Annotated in this window: 20 protein-coding genes, 2 pseudogenes and 2 riboswitches; of the genes and pseudogenes, 13 read left to right on the top strand and 9 right to left on the bottom strand. The window is 63.2% G+C overall.

Annotation, left to right across the window (positions count from 1 at the left end; genetic code table 11):
- Positions 1–2 precede the first annotated feature (2 nt).
- Entirely contained in the window at positions 3–1070 is a 1068-nt protein-coding gene (gene cobW / locus CQW31_RS02790) for a cobalamin biosynthesis protein CobW (protein ID WP_099813677.1), read from the bottom strand.
- Positions 1071–1169: 99 nt separating this feature from the next.
- Positions 1170–1375, bottom strand: a riboswitch (cobalamin riboswitch).
- A gap of 895 nt (positions 1376–2270) precedes the next feature.
- Positions 2271–2494: riboswitch (cobalamin riboswitch) on the top strand.
- A 96-nt stretch (positions 2495–2590) separates the two neighbouring features.
- Between cobW and CQW31_RS02785 the strand changes: the two genes are divergently transcribed.
- From CQW31_RS02785 to CQW31_RS02755, 7 genes are all read left to right on the top strand, one after another.
- Positions 2591–2776 (top strand): CbtB domain-containing protein, encoded by a 186-nt coding sequence (locus tag CQW31_RS02785; protein ID WP_054886566.1) that lies wholly within the window; start codon positions 2591–2593, stop codon positions 2774–2776.
- A gap of 7 nt (positions 2777–2783) precedes the next feature.
- Positions 2784–3476: a CbtA family protein gene (locus tag CQW31_RS02780; protein WP_099813676.1), complete on the top strand. Its 693-nt coding sequence runs from the start codon at positions 2784–2786 to the stop codon at positions 3474–3476.
- A 14-nt stretch (positions 3477–3490) separates the two neighbouring features.
- The gene (locus tag CQW31_RS02775) at positions 3491–3883 is read left to right on the top strand and encodes a cobalamin biosynthesis protein (RefSeq protein WP_099813675.1); all 393 of its coding nucleotides are present in this window, start codon (positions 3491–3493) and stop codon (positions 3881–3883) included.
- Between the two features lie 25 nt (positions 3884–3908).
- Positions 3909–4661 (top strand): precorrin-4 C(11)-methyltransferase, encoded by a 753-nt coding sequence (cobM, locus tag CQW31_RS02770; protein WP_099813674.1) that lies wholly within the window; start codon positions 3909–3911, stop codon positions 4659–4661.
- A gap of 59 nt (positions 4662–4720) precedes the next feature.
- Positions 4721–4963, top strand: a complete 243-nt coding sequence (locus CQW31_RS02765) for a DUF1272 domain-containing protein (protein WP_054886570.1) — start codon at positions 4721–4723, stop codon at positions 4961–4963.
- A gap of 218 nt (positions 4964–5181) precedes the next feature.
- Complete coding sequence (locus CQW31_RS02760) at positions 5182–5796, top strand: response regulator transcription factor (protein WP_054886571.1); 615 nt, start codon at positions 5182–5184, stop codon at positions 5794–5796.
- 13 nt (positions 5797–5809) lie between these two features.
- Positions 5810–9073 carry a transporter substrate-binding domain-containing protein gene (locus CQW31_RS02755; RefSeq protein ID WP_099813673.1) on the top strand — a complete coding sequence of 1088 codons (3264 nt, stop codon included), beginning with the start codon at positions 5810–5812 and terminating at the stop codon, positions 9071–9073.
- Here the strand turns inward: CQW31_RS02755 and CQW31_RS32000 are convergent.
- From CQW31_RS32000 to CQW31_RS02745, 3 genes and pseudogenes are all read right to left on the bottom strand, one after another.
- A pseudogene (locus tag CQW31_RS32000) lies at positions 9048–9479 on the bottom strand (methyl-accepting chemotaxis protein); the annotation flags it as partial. The gene CQW31_RS02755 and the pseudogene CQW31_RS32000 overlap by 26 nt on opposite strands.
- A 105-nt stretch (positions 9480–9584) precedes the next feature.
- Positions 9585–10262 (bottom strand): annotated as a pseudogene (locus CQW31_RS31995) (PAS domain-containing protein); the annotation flags it as partial.
- A 219-nt stretch (positions 10263–10481) separates the two neighbouring features.
- Entirely contained in the window at positions 10482–11501 is a 1020-nt protein-coding gene (locus CQW31_RS02745; RefSeq protein WP_099813671.1) for a LacI family DNA-binding transcriptional regulator, read from the bottom strand.
- A gap of 206 nt (positions 11502–11707) precedes the next feature.
- Here CQW31_RS02745 and CQW31_RS02740 point away from each other — a divergent pair, with 206 nt between their 5' ends.
- The 3 genes from CQW31_RS02740 to CQW31_RS02730 all read left to right on the top strand — a co-directional run bounded on the left by CQW31_RS02740 (position 11708) and on the right by CQW31_RS02730 (position 14080).
- Positions 11708–12247 (top strand): gluconokinase, encoded by a 540-nt coding sequence (locus CQW31_RS02740; RefSeq protein ID WP_054886575.1) that lies wholly within the window; start codon positions 11708–11710, stop codon positions 12245–12247.
- Between the two features lie 94 nt (positions 12248–12341).
- Positions 12342–13694: a GntP family permease gene (locus CQW31_RS02735; RefSeq protein ID WP_054886576.1), complete on the top strand. Its 1353-nt coding sequence runs from the start codon at positions 12342–12344 to the stop codon at positions 13692–13694.
- A gap of 83 nt (positions 13695–13777) precedes the next feature.
- Complete coding sequence (locus CQW31_RS02730; protein WP_054886577.1) at positions 13778–14080, top strand: hypothetical protein; 303 nt, start codon at positions 13778–13780, stop codon at positions 14078–14080.
- 134 nt (positions 14081–14214) lie between these two features.
- Here the strand turns inward: CQW31_RS02730 and CQW31_RS02725 are convergent, their stop codons facing one another.
- The 4 genes from CQW31_RS02725 to CQW31_RS02710 all read right to left on the bottom strand — a co-directional run bounded on the left by CQW31_RS02725 (position 14215) and on the right by CQW31_RS02710 (position 19570).
- The gene (locus CQW31_RS02725) at positions 14215–15642 is read right to left on the bottom strand and encodes a sigma-54 dependent transcriptional regulator (protein ID WP_099813670.1); all 1428 of its coding nucleotides are present in this window, start codon (positions 15640–15642) and stop codon (positions 14215–14217) included.
- The gene (locus CQW31_RS02720) at positions 15617–17110 is read right to left on the bottom strand and encodes a HAMP domain-containing sensor histidine kinase (RefSeq protein WP_054886579.1); all 1494 of its coding nucleotides are present in this window, start codon (positions 17108–17110) and stop codon (positions 15617–15619) included. Before CQW31_RS02720 ends, CQW31_RS02725 begins: the two co-directional genes overlap by 26 nt.
- A gap of 303 nt (positions 17111–17413) precedes the next feature.
- A complete protein-coding gene (locus CQW31_RS02715) occupies positions 17414–18871 on the bottom strand; it encodes a HAMP domain-containing sensor histidine kinase (RefSeq protein WP_054886580.1) in 1458 nt (485 codons plus the stop codon).
- Between the two features lie 105 nt (positions 18872–18976).
- Positions 18977–19570 (bottom strand): lytic transglycosylase domain-containing protein, encoded by a 594-nt coding sequence (locus CQW31_RS02710; protein WP_054886581.1) that lies wholly within the window; start codon positions 19568–19570, stop codon positions 18977–18979.
- A 186-nt stretch (positions 19571–19756) separates the two neighbouring features.
- On the opposite strand from CQW31_RS02710, the gene gspG reads away from it, so the two are divergent.
- On the top strand, positions 19757–20182 hold the full coding sequence (gspG, locus tag CQW31_RS02705; RefSeq protein ID WP_054886602.1) for a type II secretion system major pseudopilin GspG: 426 nt from the start codon (positions 19757–19759) through the stop codon (positions 20180–20182).
- A gap of 11 nt (positions 20183–20193) precedes the next feature.
- Positions 20194–21384: a type II secretion system F family protein gene (locus CQW31_RS02700; protein ID WP_054886582.1), complete on the top strand. Its 1191-nt coding sequence runs from the start codon at positions 20194–20196 to the stop codon at positions 21382–21384.
- A gap of 55 nt (positions 21385–21439) precedes the next feature.
- Here CQW31_RS02700 and xerC read toward each other — a convergent pair whose 3' ends face one another.
- Positions 21440–22354 (bottom strand): tyrosine recombinase XerC, encoded by a 915-nt coding sequence (gene xerC, locus CQW31_RS02695; RefSeq protein WP_054886583.1) that lies wholly within the window; start codon positions 22352–22354, stop codon positions 21440–21442.
- A 130-nt stretch (positions 22355–22484) separates the two neighbouring features.
- Between xerC and CQW31_RS02690 the strand changes: the two genes are divergently transcribed.
- Complete coding sequence (locus tag CQW31_RS02690; RefSeq protein WP_054886584.1) at positions 22485–23132, top strand: DUF1345 domain-containing protein; 648 nt, start codon at positions 22485–22487, stop codon at positions 23130–23132.
- Positions 23133–23246 lie beyond the last annotated feature (114 nt).

Genomic DNA, 23246 nt, shown 5'->3' with positions numbered 1-23246 from the left:
GGTCAGGCGCCCAGGGCCTGGCGCAGGCGCGCTTCCAGCTTTACCGCATCGAGGTCCTGGCCAATCAGCACCAGGCGGGTGATGCGGGGTTCGTCAGCGCGCCATGCGCGGTCGAAGTGCTTGTCGAAACGGGTGCCCACGCCCTGTACCAGCAGGCGCATCGGCTTGCCCGGAATGGCCGCGAAGCCTTTGGCACGCAGGATGCCGAACTCCACCACCAGCTGGGTCAGGGCATCGAGCAGCAGGCTTTCGTCAGCTTCGGGCAGGTCGATGGAGATCGAGTCAAAGGCATCATGGTCGTGATCGTCATGGTCATCGCCGTCATGGTGGGAATCGTGGTGGGTGCGACGGCCATCGATGTGCGCCTCGGACTCGGCGCCTACGCCCAACAGCACTTCCAGCGGCAGCCGGCCGCTGCTGGCTTCGACTACCTTGACGGCTGGCGGCAGCTCCTCGGCCACTTCGGCACGCACCTTGGCCAGGCCTTCGGCGTCGATCAGGTCAGCCTTGTTCAGCACCACCAGGTCGGCACTGGCCAGCTGGTCGGCGAACAGTTCGTGCAGTGGCGATTCGTGATCGAGGTTGGGATCAAGCTTGCGTTGCGCGTCGACCTGGTCCGGGTAGGCGGCGAAGGTGCCAGCAGCCACGGCCGGGCTGTCGACCACGGTGATGACCGCATCGACGGTGCAGGCGTTGCGGATTTCCGGCCACTGGAAGGCTTGCACCAGGGGCTTGGGCAGTGCCAGGCCGCTGGTTTCGATGAGGATGTGATCGAGGTCGCCGCGGCGTGCGACCAGTTCGCGCATCACCGGGAAGAATTCTTCCTGCACGGTGCAGCACAGGCAGCCATTGGCGAGTTCATAGACGCGGCCGCTGGCTTCTTCCTCGGTGCAGCCGATGCTGCATTGCTTGAGGATTTCGCCGTCGATGCCAAGCTCGCCGAATTCGTTGACGATGACCGCGATGCGGCGGCCTTGGGCGTTGTCGAGCATGTGGCGGAGCAAGGTGGTTTTGCCCGAGCCGAGAAAGCCGGTAACGATGGTGACGGGGAGCTTGGCCAGTGTTTTCATGTCGCGTTGCCCTTGGCAGGTTGGTGCGGGCACACGGGACGAAAGCCGCAGGCCAGGCCGGCCGGGCTCGTTCGCCACCGGATCACCCCGCCCGGTTGAAAGTCGAAATCGTCTCGAGGCAGGTCTCCTGGCTTGCACCGTTCCAGAGCATCAAGCAGCTGGCGGGGTGACGCCTTCCCGCGCGGTGGCGCAGTGGCTGTGTCGACCCATTGTCGGTGCCTACAGTTGCGGGGGCAGCCGCGGCTTGTACCGCGTTCCCGTCTTAGCTTCGGCAGTGCCGAAGAACCTCGAAGTCGCAAGGCTACGCGGGGGGTGGCGGGTGGTCAACTGTTGCCATCCTGTCCACGAAGCCCAAGGTTCAGCTTTTGCTGTTGCTCTTGCTGTTGCTCTTGCTGTTGCTCTTGCTGTTGCTCTTGCTGTTGCTCTTGCTGTTGCTCTGCTTTTGCTTCTAAGCGCGCGGTAGTTCAGCAAACGCCGAATGCGACTTCAGGAGGCCGAACGCAGGCGTCTGGAGGGCCAGGGTGCGCAGCACCCCTTCGGCGTAGCCGAAGGCGCGAGATGTAGACTTGCGCAGCAAGTCGTAGGCCGCGCGGGCCCGGAGGGCGCCGGAGTGAGGGGACCCCGGAGCGCAGCGCAGGGGCCGGATGATGGGAGCCAGCGTTTTTTGGTTACTTTTTGTCGCGTTTGACAAAAAGTGACCCGCCGTAAGGGCGGAAAGGTGACTGTGCGTCGCCACTGCCAATGAATGCTTTCGCCTCAATCAAAACCATCGCTGTCCAGCTTTTGGCTTTTGGCTTTTGGGAGTGGGCTTTCAAATCAAGTCAACATTCATTCGCCATGGTGGCGCTGAATCACCTTTTCGCCTTTACGGCGACCTACTTTTTGACTGGGCAAAAAGTAGGCAAAAACCCCCGCTCCCATCATCCGGCCCCTGCGCTGCGCTCCGGGGTCCCCTCACTCCGGCGCCTTCCGGGCCCGCGCGGCCTACGACTTGCTGCGCAAGTCTACATCTCGCGCCTTCGGCTGCGCCGAAGGGGTGCTGCGCACCCTAGCCCTCCAGACGCCTGCGTTCGGCCTCCTGAAGTCGCACTCAGCGTCGCCTGGACTATTGCGCGCTTAGAAGCCAAAGCAAGAGCAGAGCAAGAGCAAGAGCAAGCATTGCATCTGTATGACATTTGACGTCTCCCTCGCCCCGTGCTCTCCTTACGCCTTGCGTCAGGTGCCCCCAAGCGGGGGTGAAACGGGAAATCGGTGCGTCGCAGGCCCTCCAGGGCCGGGCAAATCCGGTGCTGCCCCCGCAACGGTAAGCGAGCGAAGCGTCCAGACCACTGTGCCACGCAGTCCGGCATGGGAAGGTGATGCTTTTCAAGGAGCTCTGCTCCTCCTCGCAAGCCCGGAGACCGGCCTGTCGTCCATGAACACCCCGCGGTGGGCGGGCGCTGTCGCATCTCCTCGGGCGCCTTGCCCCCGGGACTGCCGCGCCTGTCCGTTGCCCCTACAAAAAAGCAGAGGATCGCGTCATGCCCATCACCAGCGCCAAACATAGCATCGCCACCCCCATCACCCTCAGCCAGCGGGTGGTCATCGCCGTCGGTGCCAGCCTGCTCGGCCTGTGCCTGGTCTACTTCGCCGGGTTCTCGCACATCGAAGCCGTGCACAACGCCGCGCACGACACACGCCATAGCGCCGCCTTCCCCTGCCACTGAGGCTGCCATGATCAAGCGTATTGCCCGCACAGCCGGGTTCAGCGGCCTGCTCGCTGCCCTGTTGCTGACCCTGCTGCAAAGCTTTTGGGTCGCACCGCTGATCCTTGAGGCGGAAACCTACGAATCGGCCAGCCCGGCAGCTGCGCACCACAGCCACGGCGAAGAAGCTGGCACTGGCCACACCCATGGCGAAGAAGCCTGGTCGCCCGAAGATGGCTGGCAGCGCACCCTCTCGACCACCGGCGGCAACCTGGTGGTTGCCGTCGGCTTCGCCCTGATCCTCGCCGCCCTGTACAGCCTGCGGGAGCCAGCCCGCACCAGCACGGGCGCACTGTGGGGGCTGGCCGGTTTTGCCGTGTTCTGCCTCGCGCCTACCCTGGGCTTGCCACCCGAACTGCCCGGCACTGCCGCCGCCGATCTCGGTCAGCGCCAGAGCTGGTGGGTCGGCACTGCCGCCGCGACGGCACTGGGCTTGACCATGCTGGTGTTCGCACGTCATGGCCTGCTCAAGGCCCTGGGTGCCGTGTTGCTGGTGGTACCGCACGTAATCGGCGCGCCGCAGCCGCAGGTCCACGAAAGCCTGGCACCGCACGCCCTGGAAACCCAGTTCATGATCGCTTCGTGGCTGACCAACGCGGCATTCTGGGTGGCCTTGGGCTTGCTCAGCGCCTGGCTGTATCGCCGCTCCAGCCACGCCTGATGACCGCCCCGTCAATGCCGGTGCTGTACGCCGGCTTCGGTTGCCGCCGGGGCTGTCCGGTGGACGTGCTCGAAGCCCTGCTGCAAGCAGTGCTGGAACATCACGGCCTGAACATCACAGCACTTCGTGGCTTTGCCAGCATCGCTGGCAAGGCCGACGAGCCAGGCTTGCAGCAACTCGCCGCACGTCACGCCTTGCCCTTGGTGGTTTTCGCGGCCGAGCAACTGCAGCGGTTCGAACCCCAGCTCAGCCACCGCTCCGCCGTGGCCTTCGCGCACAGCGGTTGCTGGGGTGTCGCCGAGAGCACCGCCTTGGCCCTGGCCAGCCTCAGTCACCCCAGCGTCACACTCAAGGTCGCCCGCCAGGTGCGTGGCCCCACTACCCTGGCTCTGGCCTGCGCCGGATAATTGCTTCTTTTTTCAAGGATTTGCCATGACGGTCTACTTCATCGGCGCCGGCCCCGGCGACCCGGAACTGATCACGGTCAAGGGCCAACGCCTGATCCGCCAGTGCCCTGTGATCATCTATGCCGGCTCGCTGGTACCCGCAGCGGTACTCGAAGGCCACCAGGCCGAGAAGGTCATCAACAGTGCCGGACTGCACCTCGAACAAATCATCGACGCCATTCGCGCCGCACACGCCAACGGCCAGGACGTGGCCCGGGTGCACAGTGGCGACCCCAGCCTGTATGGTGCCATCGGCGAGCAGATCCGCTACCTGCGCGAACTGGGCATCGATTACCAGATCGTCCCCGGGGTCACCGCCACTGCCGCCAGCGCGGCGCTGCTCGGCTGCGAACTGACCCTGCCACAGGTCGCGCAGACCGTCATACTCACCCGCTACGGCGAGAGCTCTCCGATGCCTGCAGGCGAACAGCTCGGCGACCTGGCCCGGCACGGCAGTACCTTGGCCATTCACCTGGGGGTCAAGCACCTGCCGCGCATCGTCGAAGAATTGCTTCCCCACTACGGCCCCGACTGCCCGGTCGCCGTAGTACATCGTGCCACCTGGCCAGACCAGGACTCGGTGCGCGGCACCTTGGCCGATATCGTCGAACAGGTCGCCAGCAAGGGTTTCAGACGCACCGCCCTGATCCTCGTCGGCCATGTACTCGGCGATGCCCCGTTCACCGAGTCAGCGTTGTACCGCGCCGGCCACGCGCACTTGTTCCGCCCCGGCGACTAGCATTGCCAAGCCTGCGAAGGACGGCGCAGACTGCGCTTTCCACCACCGGAGGACTATCCATGCTGGAGCTGCGCCCTAATTGTGAATGCTGCGATGCCGACCTGCCGGGCGACAGCCCTGACGCCATGATCTGCTCGTTCGAATGTACCTTCTGCCGCAACTGCGCTGACGATCGCTTGCAGGGCCGCTGCCCGAATTGCGGCGGGCAGTTGCTGGCCCGCCCGGCGCGGGTGGGCCAGGCCTTGAACAACAACCCCGCCTCGACCCAGCGCGTGCTCAAGCCTCACCCCGCCTGCGCCTGACCCTCTGCCGTTCACAGGCCTCGCCACTTGCGACGAGGCCTGTAACAACATTCTTGTAGGAAATTTCCACAATACCGGCTCGCTTGTTCAACACATCTATACTCGCCATTACTACGGATCCGGAATGGTCGTATCGTGCTGCACTGCCGAAAAAGCTTGCAGACGTACCCCCCTGATTACTTCAGGAAGCCGACCACATTCCGACAGGAGTTGATGACATGACAACCGTGCTGATCGTTGATGATCACGCCATCGTTCGTTTTTCCCTGCGCATACTGTTCGAGCGCGAGCGCTTTCGTATCGTCGGCGAACTGGACAATGGCAGCGAAGTGGCACAGAAGGTGCGCGAATTACGCCCGGATGTAGTGGTACTGGACATAGGGCTTCCCGGGCTGGATGGCATGGAAGTCATCAAGCGCCTGCAACAACAGGAGCCGGCACCGAAAATCATGGTGCTGACCGGGCAAGCCACCGATCTTTACGTGCGCCGCTGCCTGGACGCCGGTATCGGTGCCTTCGTCACCAAGGGCGAAGACCTTGAGGCTGTGGTCTTCGCCCTCAAGGCACTGATCAAGGGCTACTCGACCTTCCCCCAGATGGCGGTCAACAGCAATACCCTGGAGAGCGAGCCCGCCCGCCTGGGCAGCCTGTCCAACCGTGAGATGGAAGTACTGCGGCGCCTGAGCCGTGGTGAAAACAACAAGAACATCGGCGCAAGCATGAACCTCAGTGCCAAGACCATCAGCACTTACCGTGGCCGCATCATGGAGAAGCTCAAGACCGAGTCATTGGTGGAGATGGTCGATCTGGCCAAACGCAACCACGTCAACTGAGCGCGCGGCGCGTATGAAACCTGTCCTGGCTGGCCTGATCCTGTTCGTCGCCCTGCTCGGCTGCCCGCTCATGTCGCTCGCCGACGGTGAGCCGCGGCATTTGCTGGCACGCGCCACCAGCGCCGCACAGCCGCTGCAATTGAATGATGCCGACCGCGAGTGGCTGCAGCGACGCGGCGCATTGTTATTGGGTACTTCACGGCCGGATTACCCCCCTTTCGAAATTAACGTCAGCCTGGATGATTACGAAGGCCTCAGTGCCGACTATGCCGGGCTGATTGCCGAACAACTGGGGGTACCGGTCGAAGTCAGGCGCTACGCCAGTCGCCACGAGGCGATCGCCGCTCTACGCGCTGGCAAGATCGACCTGCTGGGCAGTTCCAACAGCTTTGAGGCCGCCGATGCCAAGCTCAGCCTCAGCCTACCCTATGCCGAAGACCTGCCTGTTATCGCGACACGCAAGGATGCCGCGCTGAGGCAAGACAAGACGCTGGCCGGCTTGCGCCTGGCAATGGTCGATCACTACCTGCCGGGCGAGGCAGTCCGGGTGCTCTATCCAGAGGTGCAACTGAGTCTGTATCGCTCCACGCTGGCAGGCCTGGCAGCAGTCGACCTGGGTGAGGCCGACGCTTATCTGGGCGATGCCATCAGCACCGACTACCAGATTGGCAAAAGCTACCAGGGCACAGTGAAGATCGACCACTTTTCCCAGATGGCGTCTGGCACCTTTGCTTTTGCCTTTGCCAATGACAACCTGCGGCTGCGCCGCCTGGTCGATAGCGCCCTGGCCAGGATCAGCGAAAGCGAGCGCCTGAACATCCTGCGCCGCTGGAGCAGAAGCAACACCAGTTTGTTGCTGGAGCGACACCTGTCAGCGCTGACCGAGGAAGAAAAAAACTGGATCGCCCAGCATCCGACCGTGACCGTACTGGTCGACACGGCCCTCGCCCCGCTGACGTTCAACGACGCCCAGCAGCATGTCAACGGTATCACCGTCGACCTGCTCAAGCAGATCACCCTGCGCACCGGCTTGCAATTCAAGTTCATCGAGCAGGACACCGTGCAGGAGATGGTTGAAAAAGTCACCCACGGCAAGGCACAAATGATCGGCGCGCTGGGCTATGGCACAGAGCGCGCGACGCGGCTGCGCTACACCCGCCCCTATCTGGTCAGCCCCAGGGTGTGGGTGACCCGTAACCAAGGGCCCTCGTCATTGCAAGCCAAGAATCTCGACGGCCAGCGCATCGCGCTCCTCCATGGTTCGCACCTGCGTGCCGAGGTACTGCGGCGCTTTCCGCAGGCGACACTGGTGATGGTCAACAATCCCCTTGGCCTGATGGAGGCCGTGGCCAATGGCGATGCTGACGCTGCCTACAGCAGTTATATCAATGCTTCCTACTACATCAATCAAGTGTTCAAGGGGCGGTTGCGTATCGCCAGCGTCATGGACGACGAACCGGCCGTCGCCGCATTTGCCGTGGCCCCTGACCAGCCGCAACTGCAAGCTATCCTCGACAAGGCACTGATAAGCATCCCCCCCGATGAGCTGGACCAGCTGTTGAACCGCTGGCACACCAGCACCCTGGTCAGCGACAGCCCATGGCGCGACTACCGTACGCTGGCCCTGCAGGTGCTGGTGCTCTCTGCCCTGCTGCTGGCGGGCGTAGTGTTCTGGAACAGCTACTTGCGCAAGCTGATCCAGCAGCGCACCGAAGCTCAACGGGCGCTGCAGACACAACTGGCATTCAGCCGGGGGCTGCTGGAGCAACTGCGCCAGGCCAAGGACGAAGCCGAACAGGCCAGCAAGACCAAAAGCGCGTTCCTGGCAACCATGAGCCACGAAATCCGCACGCCCATGAACGCGGTAATCGGCCTGCTGGAGCTGGCACTGGAAGACAACCGTACAGGTCGCTGCGACACCCAGACCTTGCAGACCGCTCACGACTCAGCGGTCGGCCTGCTCGGGCTGATCGGCGACATCCTGGACATTTCGCGCATCGAATCCGGGCAGATGACGCTGCAGCCGGTGGCAACCGACCTGCTGGACCTGGTCCGCAGTACCTTGCGTGTGTTCGAGGGCAATGCCCGAATCAAGGGCCTGCACCTGCGAGGCGAACTGCCTGAAGGGCCACTCTGGGTCCTGGCTGACCCACTGCGGATCAAGCAGATCCTCTCCAACCTGTTGAGTAACGCAATCAAGTTCACCGACCGTGGCGAGGTCTTGGCCCAAGTCAACTTCAAAGCTTCGACGGCAGGCGATAGCGCAGTGGTCGAACTGGCTGTGAGCGACACCGGCATCGGCATAGCCGCGCAGGACCAGGCTCGGCTCTTCAACAGCTTCACCCAGGTTTCAGGCCCGAGGGCGAGTCAAGGGGCGGGGCTGGGTCTGGTGATAAGCCGGACCATGGCCGAACTGATGGGGGGCAGGCTCGACCTGCAAAGCGTTGAAAGTGTCGGCACGCGCGTGCGGGTCGAGTTGACGCTGCCGCTAAGTGAGCCCCCAATACCCGAGATGCACAACGCTGCCGACGACGAAGCCGACGTCAGGACACTGAATGTGCTAGTGGTCGATGACTATCCGGCCAACCTGCTGTTGCTGGAAAAACAGCTCGACAACCTCGGCCACCTGGTGACGCTGGCCGAGCATGGCGAAGCAGCGCTGGCCTTGTGGCAAACGCATGCTTTCGACCTGGTCATCACGGACTGCAGCATGCCGGTCATGGACGGCCATGAACTGACCCGCAGGATTCGCCAGTTGGAGCGCCAGCGCGGGCAGACCGCCTGCTGCATTCTCGGGGTGACCGCCAATGCCCAGGCCGAAGAGCGCCAACGCTGCCGGGAAAGCGGCATGGACGATTGCCTGTTCAAGCCCATTGGGCTGCGAACCCTGAAGGCTTACCTGTCGCAGGTACGCGCCACGGCACCGCTCTCGAGCGGATTCAACCTGGACGAACTGCGCAACCTGACCCAGGATGACCCACAGTTGACCAGGCAGCTGCTTGAGCAACTGACGCAAAGCGCCCGCGAAGACCTCAACGCCTTGCAAGCCCTTGAACAATCCAGTGACCGCGAGGCATTGCGTACCCTTGCCCACCGCATCAAAGGGGGGGCCAGGATGCTGCGGGTACGCGAGGTGGTGAAAGATTGCGAAGCCATCGAACAGGCCCATGCCCAGGGGCTGCCAACAGACGCTCTGCACCTGCAGCTCGAGGCTAGCCTGCAGGCCTTGCTGCGTGAACTGGGCGACACGCTCAGTGCAATTGCAGCGTCGAGTTGATCTGGCTGATGGCATCGACCACATGCCGCGAGCCTTGCTGGATCTCCATGATCACCGTCCCCGCCTCGTTGGCCAGGGCAACGCCACGCCCCGTGCGTGACAGGCTCGACTGCATGCTGGCCACGGCGGTCAACGACAGGTCATGGTTCTGCCGCACCACATCGACAATCTCCAGTGTCGCCTTGCTGGTGCGCGCCGCCAGGCTGCGCACCTCGTCGGCCACCACGGCAAAGCCGCGACCGTGCTCACCGGCCCGGGCCGCCTCGATGGCAGCGTTCAGGGCCAGCAGGTTGGTCTGGTCGGCAATACCGCGGATGGTCAGCACGATCTGCCCGATCACATCCGACTGCTTGCTTACCGCATCGATGCTGCGGGCAGCGTCATTGAGTTCCTGGGAGATCTGCTCGATGACCGCTACGGTCTGCTGGACGACCTCGGTGCCTTTGCGCGCGCAGGCATCGGTCTGCACCGAACTGGCATGGGCCGCATCGGCGGCACTCTGCTGGGTACTGACCTGCGCCGTGATATCGCTGGCGAACTTGACCACTTTGTACAAGCGACCTTTGTTGTCGAAGATCGGGTTATACGAAGCCTCCAGGTAAACCGTCTGGCCCTGCTTGTTGATGCGTTCGAAGCGGTGCGAGTGATATTCACCACGATTGAGCGAAGCCCAGAAGTCACGGTATGCGCCTGATTCGCGCTCATGGGGCAGGCAGAACAGTCCATGATGACGCCCCACGACTTCCTCCATGCGATAGCCCATGGTCGCCAGGAAGTTCGGGTTGGCCTTGATCACCCGGCCTTGCGGGGTGAACTCGACCACCGCCATGGAGCGTCCGATTGCCTTGAGCAGGCTTTCACTCTCGTGCTCGTCCTTCACCCGCTGGCTGATATCGGCCGCCACCTTGATCACACTGGTCACCTGCTGTTGCTCGTCGAGCACCGGCATGTAGCTGGCCTCCAGCCATACTTCGCGCCCCGCCTTGTCGACACGCTCGAAGGTACCGCTGATAGCCTTGCCTTGCCCCAGTTCACTCCACAATTGCTGGTATTCAGCGCTTTTGGCGTAGGTTGGGTCGCAGAACAGGCGATGGTGCTTACCGCGCAATTCGTCCACGCTGTAGCCCATGGCCTGGCAGAACTGGGCATTGGCATCAACAATGGATCCGTCGGGGGTGAACTCGATCATCGCCATGCAGCGGCTTATTGCCGCGAGCTTGGCCTGGGCGTCGGCCAGGGCCTTGCGGGTGCGCTGAATCTCGATCAAATCAGATTTGCGGTGGAAGTCGAACATGGCGCCATGATCCTTGATGCCCAGTGTTTTCTGAGCATAGATCGGCTTTGATGGCGTGCAAGCAACTTGATATCACATTCTGATTAGCCAGTTAGCGATGTTTCCTCAAGCATTTCATGAACTCTCGCGCACCATCAGTTCAAAGCCCAGGTCCTGCTGTTTGGTCGCTACACGCTTGCCATCGAGCAACGCCAGGAGTGCCTGTGCGGCGCCCCGACCAACGGCTGCCCGCGGGGTGCGAATGGAGGTCAGGCGCGGCACCATGTGCGCCGAAGCCGGCAAATCGTTGAAACCGACCATGGCTACCTGCCGTGGCACCTCGATCCCTTGCCGCAATGCCTGTAATACCGCGCCTTGGGCAAGGTCGTCGTTGCAGAAGAAGATCCCATCCACATCCGGCGCCTGTGCCAGCAACTGGCTGAACAGTTCGCTGCCCAGTGCGATGGATGACGGTTGCGGCGCCAGAATCTCCAGCTCGGTGGCCTGCATGCCGGCTTCGGCCAGGGCCTGGCGAAAGCCTTCAGCGCGCTGCATCACCCGTGGGTCGAGCTGCGCGGCAATGAACGCCAGGCGCCGTCGGCCGCGCTCGATCAGGTGCGTTGCCGCAGCCCGCCCGGCCTGCTGCTGGGAAAAGCCCACCGACAACGCGCCAGCCTCGCCACCCAGCTCCATCATGTGCACGCAGGGCACGCCGCTGGCTGCCAGCATCTGCCGCGCGGCATCGCTGCGATCGAAGCCGGTCAGCAGCATGCCGCACGGCTGATAGGCCAGGTAATTGCGGATCAGGTTTTCTTCTTCGTCGAGATCGTAGTGGTAGTTACCAATCAGCACCTCTAGCCCACGCGGGCGCATCACCTCATGGATGGCCTCCAGGGTGTCGATGAACAACTGGTTGGACAATGACGGAATCAGCACCACCACCGACTGGCTGCGCGCCGACGCCAGCGCCCGCGCCGCCGGGTTGGCGACATAGCCCAGGGACGTGGCGGCAGCCATGACCTTTTCCACCAGTTCAGGTGCAACCGTGCTGACCCCGCGCAGTGCGCGCGAAGCAGTGATCGGGGAAACACCTGAGAGCCTGGCGACTTCAGCCAGTGTGGGACGACCTGTGGTGCGAGAGCCGGTGCGGGACATGGATGTTGTAATTTTACTACTTGCAGGAATGGGGAACGGCCACTAAGGTAGCGCTGTCTCAGGACGCAGGCAATGTAATCTTTGGTAGTGGCCACTGCAGCACGCTGCCAGGCGTCCATACTGCGTAAGGACAAGATCAATAACACCGGGAAGATGGCGTTTCGTTTGCAACGGGACAGCGCTGTCTCACCCCGCAGGAGGTACTGATGAATTCTCCCCTGTCCGCCATCGTGGTGATGGGTGTGGCCGGCTGCGGCAAAAGCTGCGTCGGCGATGCCATTGCCAGGCGAAGCGGCGGTCGCCTGATCGAAGGCGACGCATTCCACCCTGCCGAAAACATCCGCAAGATGAGCGCAGGCATCCCCCTGGACGATGATGACCGTGCCGGTTGGCTGGTGCGCCTGGGCCAGGAACTGCAAGCGACGGTGAAAGCTGGCGAACGGCCGGTCCTCACCTGCTCCGCCCTCAAGCGTCGTTACCGCGACACCTTGCGCGCGGCGATGCCCGAACTGGTGTTCGTGTTCCTCGAACTGACTCCCGCCGAGGCAGAAAAACGTGTGCTCGCCCGCCCAGGCCACTTCATGCCGGCGAGCCTGATCGACAGCCAGTTCGCCGCTCTCGAGTCACCCCGTGGCGAGCCCCTGACCCTGGCGCTGGATGCCACTCAGCCGATTGCGGTACTCGCCGAAACGGTCGACGCCTGGCTAAAGCCCTGCGGTGAGCGGAATCTGGCGCGCACTGCCTGACCCGGCGGTTGTCCAGCCCACCAAAGACAGCGCTGTCTCTGAAATTCACTTGAAGCTACGCCCAAAACAACGATAAGACCGAGGCATCAAAACCATGTTCGGACTGGCTACAGATACCTACTTGCTGCTCGACGCGCTGGTCACCATCGTCGGGCTGATCCTGCTGATCACCCATTTCAAGGTCCACCCCTTCGTCGCCCTGACTCTGGCGGCCGGCTTCCTCGGCCTGACCTCCGGCATGCCGGTGGCCAAGGTCATGAAATCGTTCCAGGACGGCTTCGGTGGCGTGCTCGGCTTCGTCGGCATCGTCCTCGCCCTGGGGACGATGCTCGGCAAGCTGATGGCCGACTCCGGTGGCGCCGACCAGATCGCCCAGACCCTGATCCGCGCCTTTGGCAAGAAGAACGTGCACTGGGCGATGATGTTCGCCGCCTTCCTGGTGGGCATCCCGCTGTTCTTCGAGATCGGCTTCGTGCTGCTGATTCCCCTGGTGTTCATCGTCGCCCGGCGCTCGGGGGTGTCGCTGATCAAGATCGGCATCCCGCTGTTGGCCGGCCTTTCGGTGGTCCATGGCCTGGTCCCGCCACACCCGGGGCCGCTGCTGGCGATCGGCATCTTCCATGCCGACATCGGCAAGACCATCTTCTATGGCCTGCTGGTTGCGCTGCCCACGGCGATCATCGCCGGCCCGCTGTTCGGCAACTTCATTGCCCGCTACATTCCCGGCAGCCCCTCACAGGAGCTGATGGACCAGATCGCCAAGGAATCGGACCAGAACAACCTGCCAAGCTTCAGTGTCACCTTGATCACCGTGCTGCTGCCGGTAGTGCTGATGCTGCTCAAGACCTTGGCTGACGTGGTGCTGCCGGCCGAGCACATCGTGCGCCAGTGGATGGACCTGATCGGCCACCCGATCACCGCCCTGCTCGCCGCCCTGTTGCTGGCCTTCTACACCTTTGGCTCGGCCCGTGGCTTCAACCGCCAGCAGATCATGAAAATGCTCGACCAGAGCCTGGCACCGACAGCGGCCATCGTGCTGATCGTTGGCGCCGGTGGCGGCTTCAAGCAGATGCTGGTGGATACCGGCGTGGGCAACGTCATCGGGCAGATGGCCGTGCAGGCGCAGATCTCGCCGATCCTGCTGGCATGGCTGGTGGCAGCGGTAATCCGTATCGCCACAGGTTCTGCGACCGTGGCTACCATCACCGGCGCCGGCATCGTCGCCCCGGTGATCGACCTGGTGCCGGGGGTCAACCGCGAATTGCTGGTGCTCGCTACCGGGGCTGGCTCGCTGATCCTGTCCCACGTCAACGATGCCGGGTTCTGGCTGGTGAAGCAGTACTTCAACATGACCGTGGCGGAAACCTTCAAGACCTGGAGCATGATGGAGACGATCCTGTCCATCGTCGGCATCATCTTCATCATGGCCTTGTCGACGGTGGTGTGACCGCTGATCGGGGGGATGGCACCTGAGCAGCACGGTGGGGCCCAACGCAAGTATGCGCCCTACCCAACGCAAAGGAGCTTGCCATGCCCCGTTCAACCCTGCTGCTGGTTGCCCTGCTCACTTCACCGCTGGCCCTGGCGGTCGGCACCGGGCCAACCTACCCCGATGACCCGCACAACCCGGCGCCGCAGCCGGGAGTCGACAGCACCCTCAATCCGATCGAGAAGCCCATGCCTCGGGATACCGACCCGCGCATCCAGGGCAATGACCCGGAAAGCCCGCCAGCCAGGCAGAATGAAAACCGCGACCTGCCGGGGATGGATGGCAGTGGCTCCGAGGGTACTGGGCGGCAAGGTGGAAATAATTCAGGCGGTAGTCAGCAATAAAGTCCCGCGCAGTCATTTTCATCGGGGCTGCTTTGCAGCCCTTCGCGGGCTTGCCCGCTCCCACTGAGCTCAGAAAATGCGCGGCTCCTGTGGTAGCGGGCAAGCCCGCGAAGGGCCGCAAAGCGGCCCCAGCCTCACCACTGACGCTTGTCAGGCCGGGTAAGCCCCAGCTTCTCGATGCGATAACGCAGCATGTCCCGCGACAGCCCCAGCATCCGCGCCGACTTGGTGACGTTCCAGTCAGTGCGATCCAGGGTCTTGCATACCAGGTCACGCTCCATGTCCGGCAGGCTGGTGCCAGGCTCCGGTTCATGGCGCGGCAATTCGTACACGGTCGCCGTGGGTTGAGCCAGCAGCGGCTCGTCGACCAAGGTCAGGCACAGGTTCAGCTGATGCGCCTGTATCACTTCATTGGGCGCCAGCAACACGGTCTGCTCCAGCATGTTGCGCAATTCACGCACGTTGCCCGGCCAGCTGTAGCTCAACATCAAGGCTTCCGCCTCGGCATTGAAGCGCAAGTTCGGCTTGCCATAGCGGCGCCCGTGATGCGCCAGGAAATGCCGGGCCAGCAGCAGCACATCCTGGCCGCGGGCGTATAGCCGTGGCACTTTCAGGGCGATGATGCGCAGGCGGAAGAACAGGTCACGGCGGAACTTGCCTTGCTGCACCATCTGTTCAAGGTTGCAGTTGGTGGCACTGATCACCCGTAGGTCGACCTTGCGCTCCTTGACCGCACCGATGCGGCGGATGCTGCGATCCTCCAGCAGCTTGAGCAGCTTGGCCTGCAGCACCAGGTCCATCTCGCCGATCTCGTCGAGGAACAGCGTACCGCCATCGGCCGCTTCCACCAGGCCGACACGACGCTCCTTGGCGTCGGTGAACGCACCCTTCTCGTGGCCGAACAGCTCGGCCTCGAGCAGATTGGCCGGGATCGACGCGCAGTTGAATTCGATGAACGGCCCCTTGCTGCGCGAACCGTCGAAATGCAGCGCGCGGGCGACCAGCTCCTTGCCGGTCCCGGTCTCGCCTTCGATCAACACTGGCGGCAGGTCGTCACTGGCCATGCGCCGCTCGGCGTCCAGCACCTGATGCAAGGTGTGCTTGAGGGTGAGCATCGCCGGCGATTCGCCGATCAGCGCCTGAAACCCGGACTTCTGTGCCTCGCGCTCCTGGTAGAACGACAAGGTGCGCTCCATGCGCTCGGCCGCCAGGGCCTTTTCCAGGGTCAACTTGAGTTCGGCCAGCACCACCGGTTTGGTCAGGTAGTGGAATGCGCCCTCTTTCATGGCCTGCACGGCGTCTTCGACATTGCCGTACCCGGTCATCATGATCACCTTCAGGTCCGGCGCCCGCTCCACCAGGGTGCGTAGCAGGTCGTGCCCGCTCATGCCCGGCAATGAGTTGTCGGTCAATACCGCATCGGGCTGGGCCCGCTTGATCTGTTCCAGCGCCAGCTCCGCACTGTTGCAGAGCGTCACCTCAAAGCCCTTGAGGCTCAGGTAGGTGCGAATGTTGTCGCCGAGGATTTCGTCATCCTCAACTACCAGGATGCTGTGCTCCATGGTCCTCTCCCGCTGCGATATTGAAAGTGAGGCTGACGCGGGTTCCTTCCTCTTCACGGCTGCTCAGGCTGACCGAGCCGCCAAACCGTTCCATGATCCGCTTGACCAGGGCCAGGCCAACACCCAGGCCGCCCTGCTTGGTCGTGAAGAATGGCTTGAACACCATTCTTTCCTGCTGCTGGCTCATGCCCTTGCCGGTGTCGCTGAGCACCAGTTGCGCACGCTGCCCCTCCTGCACGCTGACCTGCGCATGCAGGACGCCGCCCTTGGGCATGGCTTCCAGGGCATTGGAAAACAGGCTGTTGAGAATCTGCGTCAATTGCAGGGGCTGGCTGGCCACCCATAGCATGTGCGGCCCTTCGAAGCTGAAGTGCACGCCGTTGCGCTCGATCTGCTGGGCGAAGGCCTGGTGGGTATCTTCAATGGCTGCCACCAGGTCCACTGCCTCGGCGGTATCGCTGGCCGGGCGCAGCGACACCAGCAACTCGCGCACCCAGCGCGACATGCGGTCGACCTGGCAGATGATGTCATTGATGTTCTTCTGCGCCAGCGGGCTGGCTATTCCCTCGGCCAGCTCGGCGCTGGAGCGGATATTGGCCAGCGGGTTGCGCAAGCTATGGGCCACTGCGCTGGACATCTCGCCCAAGGCTACGTAAGTTTCGCTGGCCACCAGCCGGTTCTGCTGCTGATTCAGCATGAATGCAGCGCGGCGCACGATCCAGAACAGGCCGAAATAGATCAGCGCGCCACCCACCAGCGTCGAAGCCCAGATCAGCACGTAACCGCGCTGGATTCGCCGTACCAGGTCCTGCGGCTCCTTGTAGATCTCGACCATGGCCAGGACCTGGTCGCCCTGGCTATCGAACAAGGGGATGTAGTTTTCGATGAACAGGTACTTGGGTTCACGGAGGAATTTCTGCTCTTCACGGCCGCCTAGAACCTTGTGATAGCTGGCAGATACCGCCTTGCGCGAGCTGAATGCGCGGTTCAGGCCACCATCGTCTTCGATACGCTTGCCGATCAGCTCGGGGTTGGTGGACCAGACGATGGTGCGGTCTCGGGCATAGGCATTGGCCAGCAAGGTATCCGGCAAGTGCTCGATGTGGTCGAGGAACTCCGCCCGGGTCGCCGCGACAAGGCCCGGGCTGATCTGCAGATGCTGCTGGTCCAGTTGCGGGTTGAGCAGTTCGCCCATGGTGGTGCCCGGAGGGAGCTGCGAATGACGCACTTCGGCCACCGCCAGGGACTGGATGAACTGGGCGGTAAGCATGGCATCCCGCTCGACGCTGTCGCGCACCACGAAGCGGGTCGACACGTAGCCCAGCCCGCCAGCCACCGAAGCGATGATCAACAGGCTGATCAGCGAAAACCAGCGCAGCAGGTTGAACTCGCGAAGCGGTACGGCCAAGCCGGTGCTGCCAGGCAGTCCAGCGGGCTTCACGGGAACATCTTCATCGAGCATCTGCATCGCGTCGTTCCCGTACAGGGAGTCCGTTCAGAAGGTGGTCACCGCATTGCTACCGATAGTAGCAAATTGACGCCATCCCACCCGGGTAGCTATTGCCGCCAATGTCGCGCGTTACCTGTTGCGGGACACTGCAAGAACTTCGCCATGCCCTATAACCAATCGTCAAATCTCTATAAATCAACAGCTTAAGCCGCATTACTGATTTAGGTTGGAGGTTCACCCCCCACATTTGGGTGCCGTATACCCATAAGTCTGTAAATACTTATGGATCAAACACTTACACGTATTTCTTGATATTTGTCTTCACAAGCGTGCCAGCCGGAAGCCGAGCGAGACCCGCGTGCCATGGCCTTGGCTGCTGCTCAGGCGGACCGAGCCGCCAAAGCGCTCCATGATGCGTTTGACCAGTACCAGCCCCACACCCAGCCCACCTTGCTTGGTGCTGAAAAACGGCCGGAACGCCAAACGCTGCTGCTGCTCGCTCATGCCTTTGCCGGTGTCGGCAAGGCGCAGGGTCAGGCTGCGCCGGTCACGTTTGACCACCTCGATGCGCAACCGCCCACCGTTCTCCATCGCCTCGAGGGCATTGGCGATCAGGCTGTTGAAGATCTGGGCGAGCAACGCCGGCTGGCCAAGCACCTGCACTGGCGGTAACGGCCGCAGGTCCAGGGTTACCCCGCTGCGGGCCAGCGGCACGGCGAAGCTCTGCAGGCTCTCCTGCAGGACCTGGGGTAAATCGACCGGCACCGCTTCGTCATTGAGCGGCCGCAAGGATTGCAGCAACTGACGAATCCACTGCGACATGCGATCGACCTGGCTGATGATGTCATTGATGTTGCGTTGCGCCGGGCCTTCATCGAAGGCCTGGGCCAACTCGGCGCTGGAACGGATGCTGGCCAGTGGGTTGCGCAGGCTGTGGGCCACCGCCGAGGACACCTCGCCGAGGGCCACGAAGGTCTCGCTGTTGATCAAGCGTTTCTGCTGCACCGCCATCACCCGCGCGGCGCGGCGCATGATGCCGTACAGGCCGATATAGACCAGCCCGGCACCGACGGTGATGGCCAGCCAGATTAGAATCAGCCCGTGCTCGATGCGCACGATCAGGTCTCGGGGTTCCTTGTAGATCTCCACCATCGCCGTGACGGTATCGCCGTCGGCATCGAACAACGGGATGTAGTTTTCGATCAACAGCTGTTGCGGCGGGGTCACGAACTTCTGCTCGGCACGGGCCTGCTCGAAATTGTGGTAACTGGCCGAGACCCGCATCTTGTATTCGAAGGCACGGTCCAGGTCGCCATCGCCTTCGATCAGCTTGCCCACCAGCGCCGGGTTGGTCGACCAGATCACCGTCCGGTCCGGGGCATAGATGTTGGCCAGCAGCATGTCCGGCAGGTGGGCGATATGATCCAGGAACTCACCGCGAGCCTTGCGCCGCGCTTCGGGGTCGACATCGGGCATTGCCGCACGGTCGGTGCGTGGGTCAAGCAGTTCGCCCATGGTGCGCACATTGGGGATCGCCACATGGCGCACTTCGGCGTCGGCGATCGAGGTGATGAACTGCGCGGTGAGCAAGGCGTCGCGCTCGATGCTTTCATCGATGATGAAGCGACTGGAGATCAGACCCAGGCCAGCGGCCACAGACAGGATGACCGCCAAACTCACCCAGGCGTACCAGCGCAACAGGTTGAATGACCGGTGCGCAGCAGCGCCTTCGGTGCCCGCGGGCGCCTCGAGTACTTCGGAACGGGGGGCGATGACCATGACGGACTCCACTGCCGGGCACCTTTCAAAGGTTATAGCCCAGAGTTGGGTAACCATGGCATTGCTTGAGGACGAGTTGCGCCACTTTCGCGACGCAAGCCCCATTCAGAGTGGCGAGTCATCAGCCAGCCCCTGCAGCTTGCGGTATTCGCGCAACACGGTTGGCACGTAACGGCGGGTCTCGGCGTACGGGGGGACCGCGCCGCGCCGCCGCACGGCATCGGGGCCGGCGTTGTAGGCGGCCACGGCCAGGGTAATGTCGTTGTCGAACAGGGTCAGCATGCGCTTGAGGTAGCGTGCACCGCCCTGCACGTTGTCTTCGGGGTCCAGAAGGTTTTCCACTCCCATCTCCCTGGCCGTGTCCGGCATCAGTTGCATCAGCCCCACCGCTCCGGCCGCCGACCGGGCCGTCGGGTTGTAGCCTGACTCGGCCTTGATCAGGGCATGCAGCAGCGCCAGCGGCACATCGAAATCACGGGCCGCCGCCGCCACCAGTTCGGCATAGGGTCGCCCGGTGATCATCTGCGCGTCGACCGGGCCCGCCTGGGCAAGCGATTCACTGATCACCCTTTCGTAATGGCGTCCTGGCCGGTGCACGTTGCTCAGTACATAACCACCGTTGGCATCGATGGAAATGTACATGTCGGCCTGGGCGCTTGCCGCCACCAGCCAGGTCACTACCAGGATCACCACACGCATGTCGGCTACCTCCCCGCCGTGCTCCCCCGATGTGGGGGAAATGCCCCGGAAAACCCGGGCTTTTCTGCTACGACGCAAGCACCGTGCCGCCAGCCATGACGCATGGCGCAAGGCCCCGTGACAGACGTGCACGGCTGTTGCATGGAGCTGGGCAACCTGTGTCCCCATGCAGCGGAGGGCTTCACCATGCAGCGCAAATCCAACCCCCAACGTGGTTTCACCCTGCTTGAACTCCTGGTGGTCCTGGTGGTGCTCGGTTTGTTGGCCGGTATCGTCGCGCCCAAGTACTTCAGCCAGCTCGGTCGCTCGGAAGCCAAGGTGGCGAAGGCGCAGATCGAAGGCCTGGGCAAGGCCCTGGACCTGTATCGCCTGGAGGTGGGCCATTACCCCAGCAGTGAGCAAGGCCTGCAGGCGCTGGTCACCGCCCCCAGTGGCGAGGCGCACTGGTCGGGGCCCTACTTGCAGAAGGCCGTGCCGCAGGACCCTTGGGGCCGCGCTTACATCTACCGCCAACCCGGGGAAAACGGCGGCGAATACGACCTGCTGTCGATGGGCAAGGACGGCCAGCCCGGCGGCGATGGTGAAAACGCCGAAATCACCAGCTGGCAATGAGGAGAACCGCCATGCGCTATAGCCTCAAGGCCCTCGGCAGGCAGGGCATTGTGCAGTTGCAGATCGACGCCGAGGATGCCGAGCACGCGCGTCGCCAGGCCGAGAACCAGGGGCTGCGAGTGGTCAGCGTGCGCGGACAGGGCAAAACCCTGGGCGGCCTGGCCTGGCGCCGTGCGGCGGCGTTCGACCTGGTGCTGTTCAGCCAGGAACTGACCACCCTGCTGCACGCTGGCCTGCCGCTGATCGATGCGCTGGAAAGCCTGGCGGAAAAGTCCCCCGTCGGCGCTACGCGCAAGGTCCTGACCGAGCTGGTACGCCAGCTCTATGAAGGCCATTCGCTGTCGCAGTCGTTGGCCAAGCAACCGCGGGTATTCCCGACGTTGTACGTGGCGCTGGTGCAGTCCAGCGAGCGTACCGGCGCGTTGGGCGATGCCCTGGCCCGCTACATCGGCTATCGCCAGCGCCTGGACCTGGTTCGGCAGAAGCTGGTGGGGGCTTCGGTCTACCCGTTGCTGCTTTTGCTGGTGGGCGGTGGTGTGGTGCTGTTCCTGCTCGGCTATGTGGTGCCGCGCTTCAGTTTGGTGTTCGAAGGCATGGGCAGCGACCTGCCCTGGTTGTCCCGGGTGCTGATGGATGTCGGCCTGTTCCTGCATGCCCAGCAGATGCCACTGGCACTGGCGGTTGCCGGCGGTATCGGGGCCTTGCTGATATTGCGGCGCAACCCCCTGGTGCGGCGCTGTGCCTCCCGACAACTGCGGCGCTTGCCAGCCTTGCATCAACGCCTGCTGATGTATGAACTGGCGCGCTTCTACCGCTCGCTGGGCATTCTGCTGCAGGGCGGCATCCCGATCCTTACCGCCATGGGCATGGCCCACGGGCTGCTCGGCAGCGCTTCGGCGCAGGGCCTTGAGCAGGCCAGCCGACGCGTCGGTGAAGGGTTGCCGTTGTCGGACGCGCTGGAGGCCGGGCAGTTGGTCACTCCGGTGTCCCTGCGCTTGCTGCGGGCCGGGGAACAATCGGGGAACCTGGGGGAGATGCTCGAACGCTGCGCGGATTTCCATGATCAGGAAATCGGCCGCTGGGTGGAGTGGTTCGTGAAACTGTTCGAGCCGCTGCTGATGACCTTCATCGGCCTGCTGATCGGCGGGATCGTGATCCTGATGTACATGCCGATCTTCGACCTGGCTTCAAGTATTCACTAGCCTGCAGGGCCTCTTCGCGGCGGTTCGACGCCTCGAAAGGGCCGGTGCAGGCGAATCAATAGTCGAAGCGATCCACCGCACGCCGCCGCTCGTTGTCATCGCGCCGGTCATATGCGGCCGTGGTCTGGATGTTGGCATGGTGCGCAAGCTTCTGCGCGATCGACAGGTCATGCTCCTCGATCACCCGGGTGATGAACGCGCGGCGAAAATCATGGGGCATGATTTTCACCCCGACCTGGGCACCGCGCTGGCGGGCGATGTAGTAGATCGCATGCTTGGTGATGCGTGCACGGGTGATGTGGTTGCCCCGGCGGATGCGGTTGAACAGGAACGGGTCGTCGGACGCCCCTTCGGGCAACGCGTCCCGGCGCAGATCCAGCCAGGCCTGCAACTTCTCGAAAGCCCAGGCCGGGGCGTACTTGATCAGCTGCCGGTTGCCCTTGCCCGTGACCTGCAGGCTGCGCGCCTCGAAGTCGACCTGGCTGAGGTCGATGTCCACCGACTCCGACTTGCGCATGCCGGTACCGTAGAGCAAGGCGATGATCGCCGCATCGCGCACACCCTGGGGCCGCGGGTCGGCCTCGCACAAGTCCATCAGTTCGCGGATCAGGCTGCGCCGCAGGTTGCGCCCGGGTGGCAGGCGGCTGCCCGACGCCGGCTTGACTTCACGGATACGCAACAGCTGTTCATGGTCGATCAGACCTTGGCGCCACGCTTCGTTCATCACCCCGCGTACCGCGTTGACATACAGCGAGGAACTGTTTGGCGCGTACCCATCGGCGCGCAATGCCGCCACCAGCGCAATCACATGGCCAGGCTCAAGCCGGTGCCACGGCACATCGACCAGGTTGCAGTCAACGAAACCAAGCCGGTCGGCAGCATCCTGCAGGATGTAACGCATGGTCTGCTGGCTGGACGGTGCCAGCCGGGCCAGGTATTGCAGCAGTGGATTTTGTGAAAGGTCGGACAAAACGTGAATCCTGAAGCGAATCGAAGCAACCGCGCAATGGTACCGTAAACCGGGCGGCTTGATCGAACCCTCGCCTTGCCAAGTGATCTGTGGTCTAGAGTTCAGCCCAAGCCCCCACCTGCGAGCCCCCATGGTATTCCACCGCCTGACCCGTACTCACCCGCGCCTGAGCATCGCCGCACTGGTCGGCCTGCTCGGCGCCTGGCTGATCCCGGCCGACGATATCGTCCAGCGCATCCTTGCGGGCTGGAACCTGGGCGTCTGGCTGTATCTGTTGCTGGTGCTGTGGCTGACCTGCCGCGCCACCCCCGACAAGGTGCGCAAAGTCGCCCGGGTCGAAGACGAAAACGCCGGCCTGGTGCTGTTCACCGTGTGCATCGCCGCCATCGCCAGCCTGGCCGCCGTGACGCTGCAACTGGTTTCCAGCCGCGGCCTGCAAGGCAGCGCGCAGGCGCTGCACTACCTGTACACCGGGCTGACCGTGGCCGGTTCATGGCTGTTGATCGGTTGCATCTTCAGCCTGCACTACGCCCGCCTGTTCTACACCGGCGAGCGCGATGCGCCGGCGCTGCGCTTCCCCGACGGCGAGTGCAACCCGGATTACTGGGACTTCCACTACTTCTCGTTCACCATCAGCGTTGCCGTGCAAACCTCCGACGTCGGCGTCGGCGGGCGCGGCATGCGCCGGGTGGTGCTGGCGCATTCGTTGGTGGGCTTTGTGTTCAACACGGCGATTCTCGGCTTCACCATCAACATCGCTGCCGGCCTGCTGGGCTGAATGAACGGTAGCCTACGTCCAAGGCCATTCGTCCGAAACAAAAGCGGCCGGGGATCCTCGAAAACCGGTGCAATTTCGCCCACCCTCCGTCAGAGAGCGTCAGCCACGGCGCTC

This window comes from Pseudomonas sp. 382 (assembly GCF_002759075.1).
In the GTDB taxonomy this organism is placed as follows: domain Bacteria; phylum Pseudomonadota; class Gammaproteobacteria; order Pseudomonadales; family Pseudomonadaceae; genus Aquipseudomonas; species Aquipseudomonas vlassakiae.
This window is presented reverse-complemented; position numbering and strand designations above follow the sequence as displayed.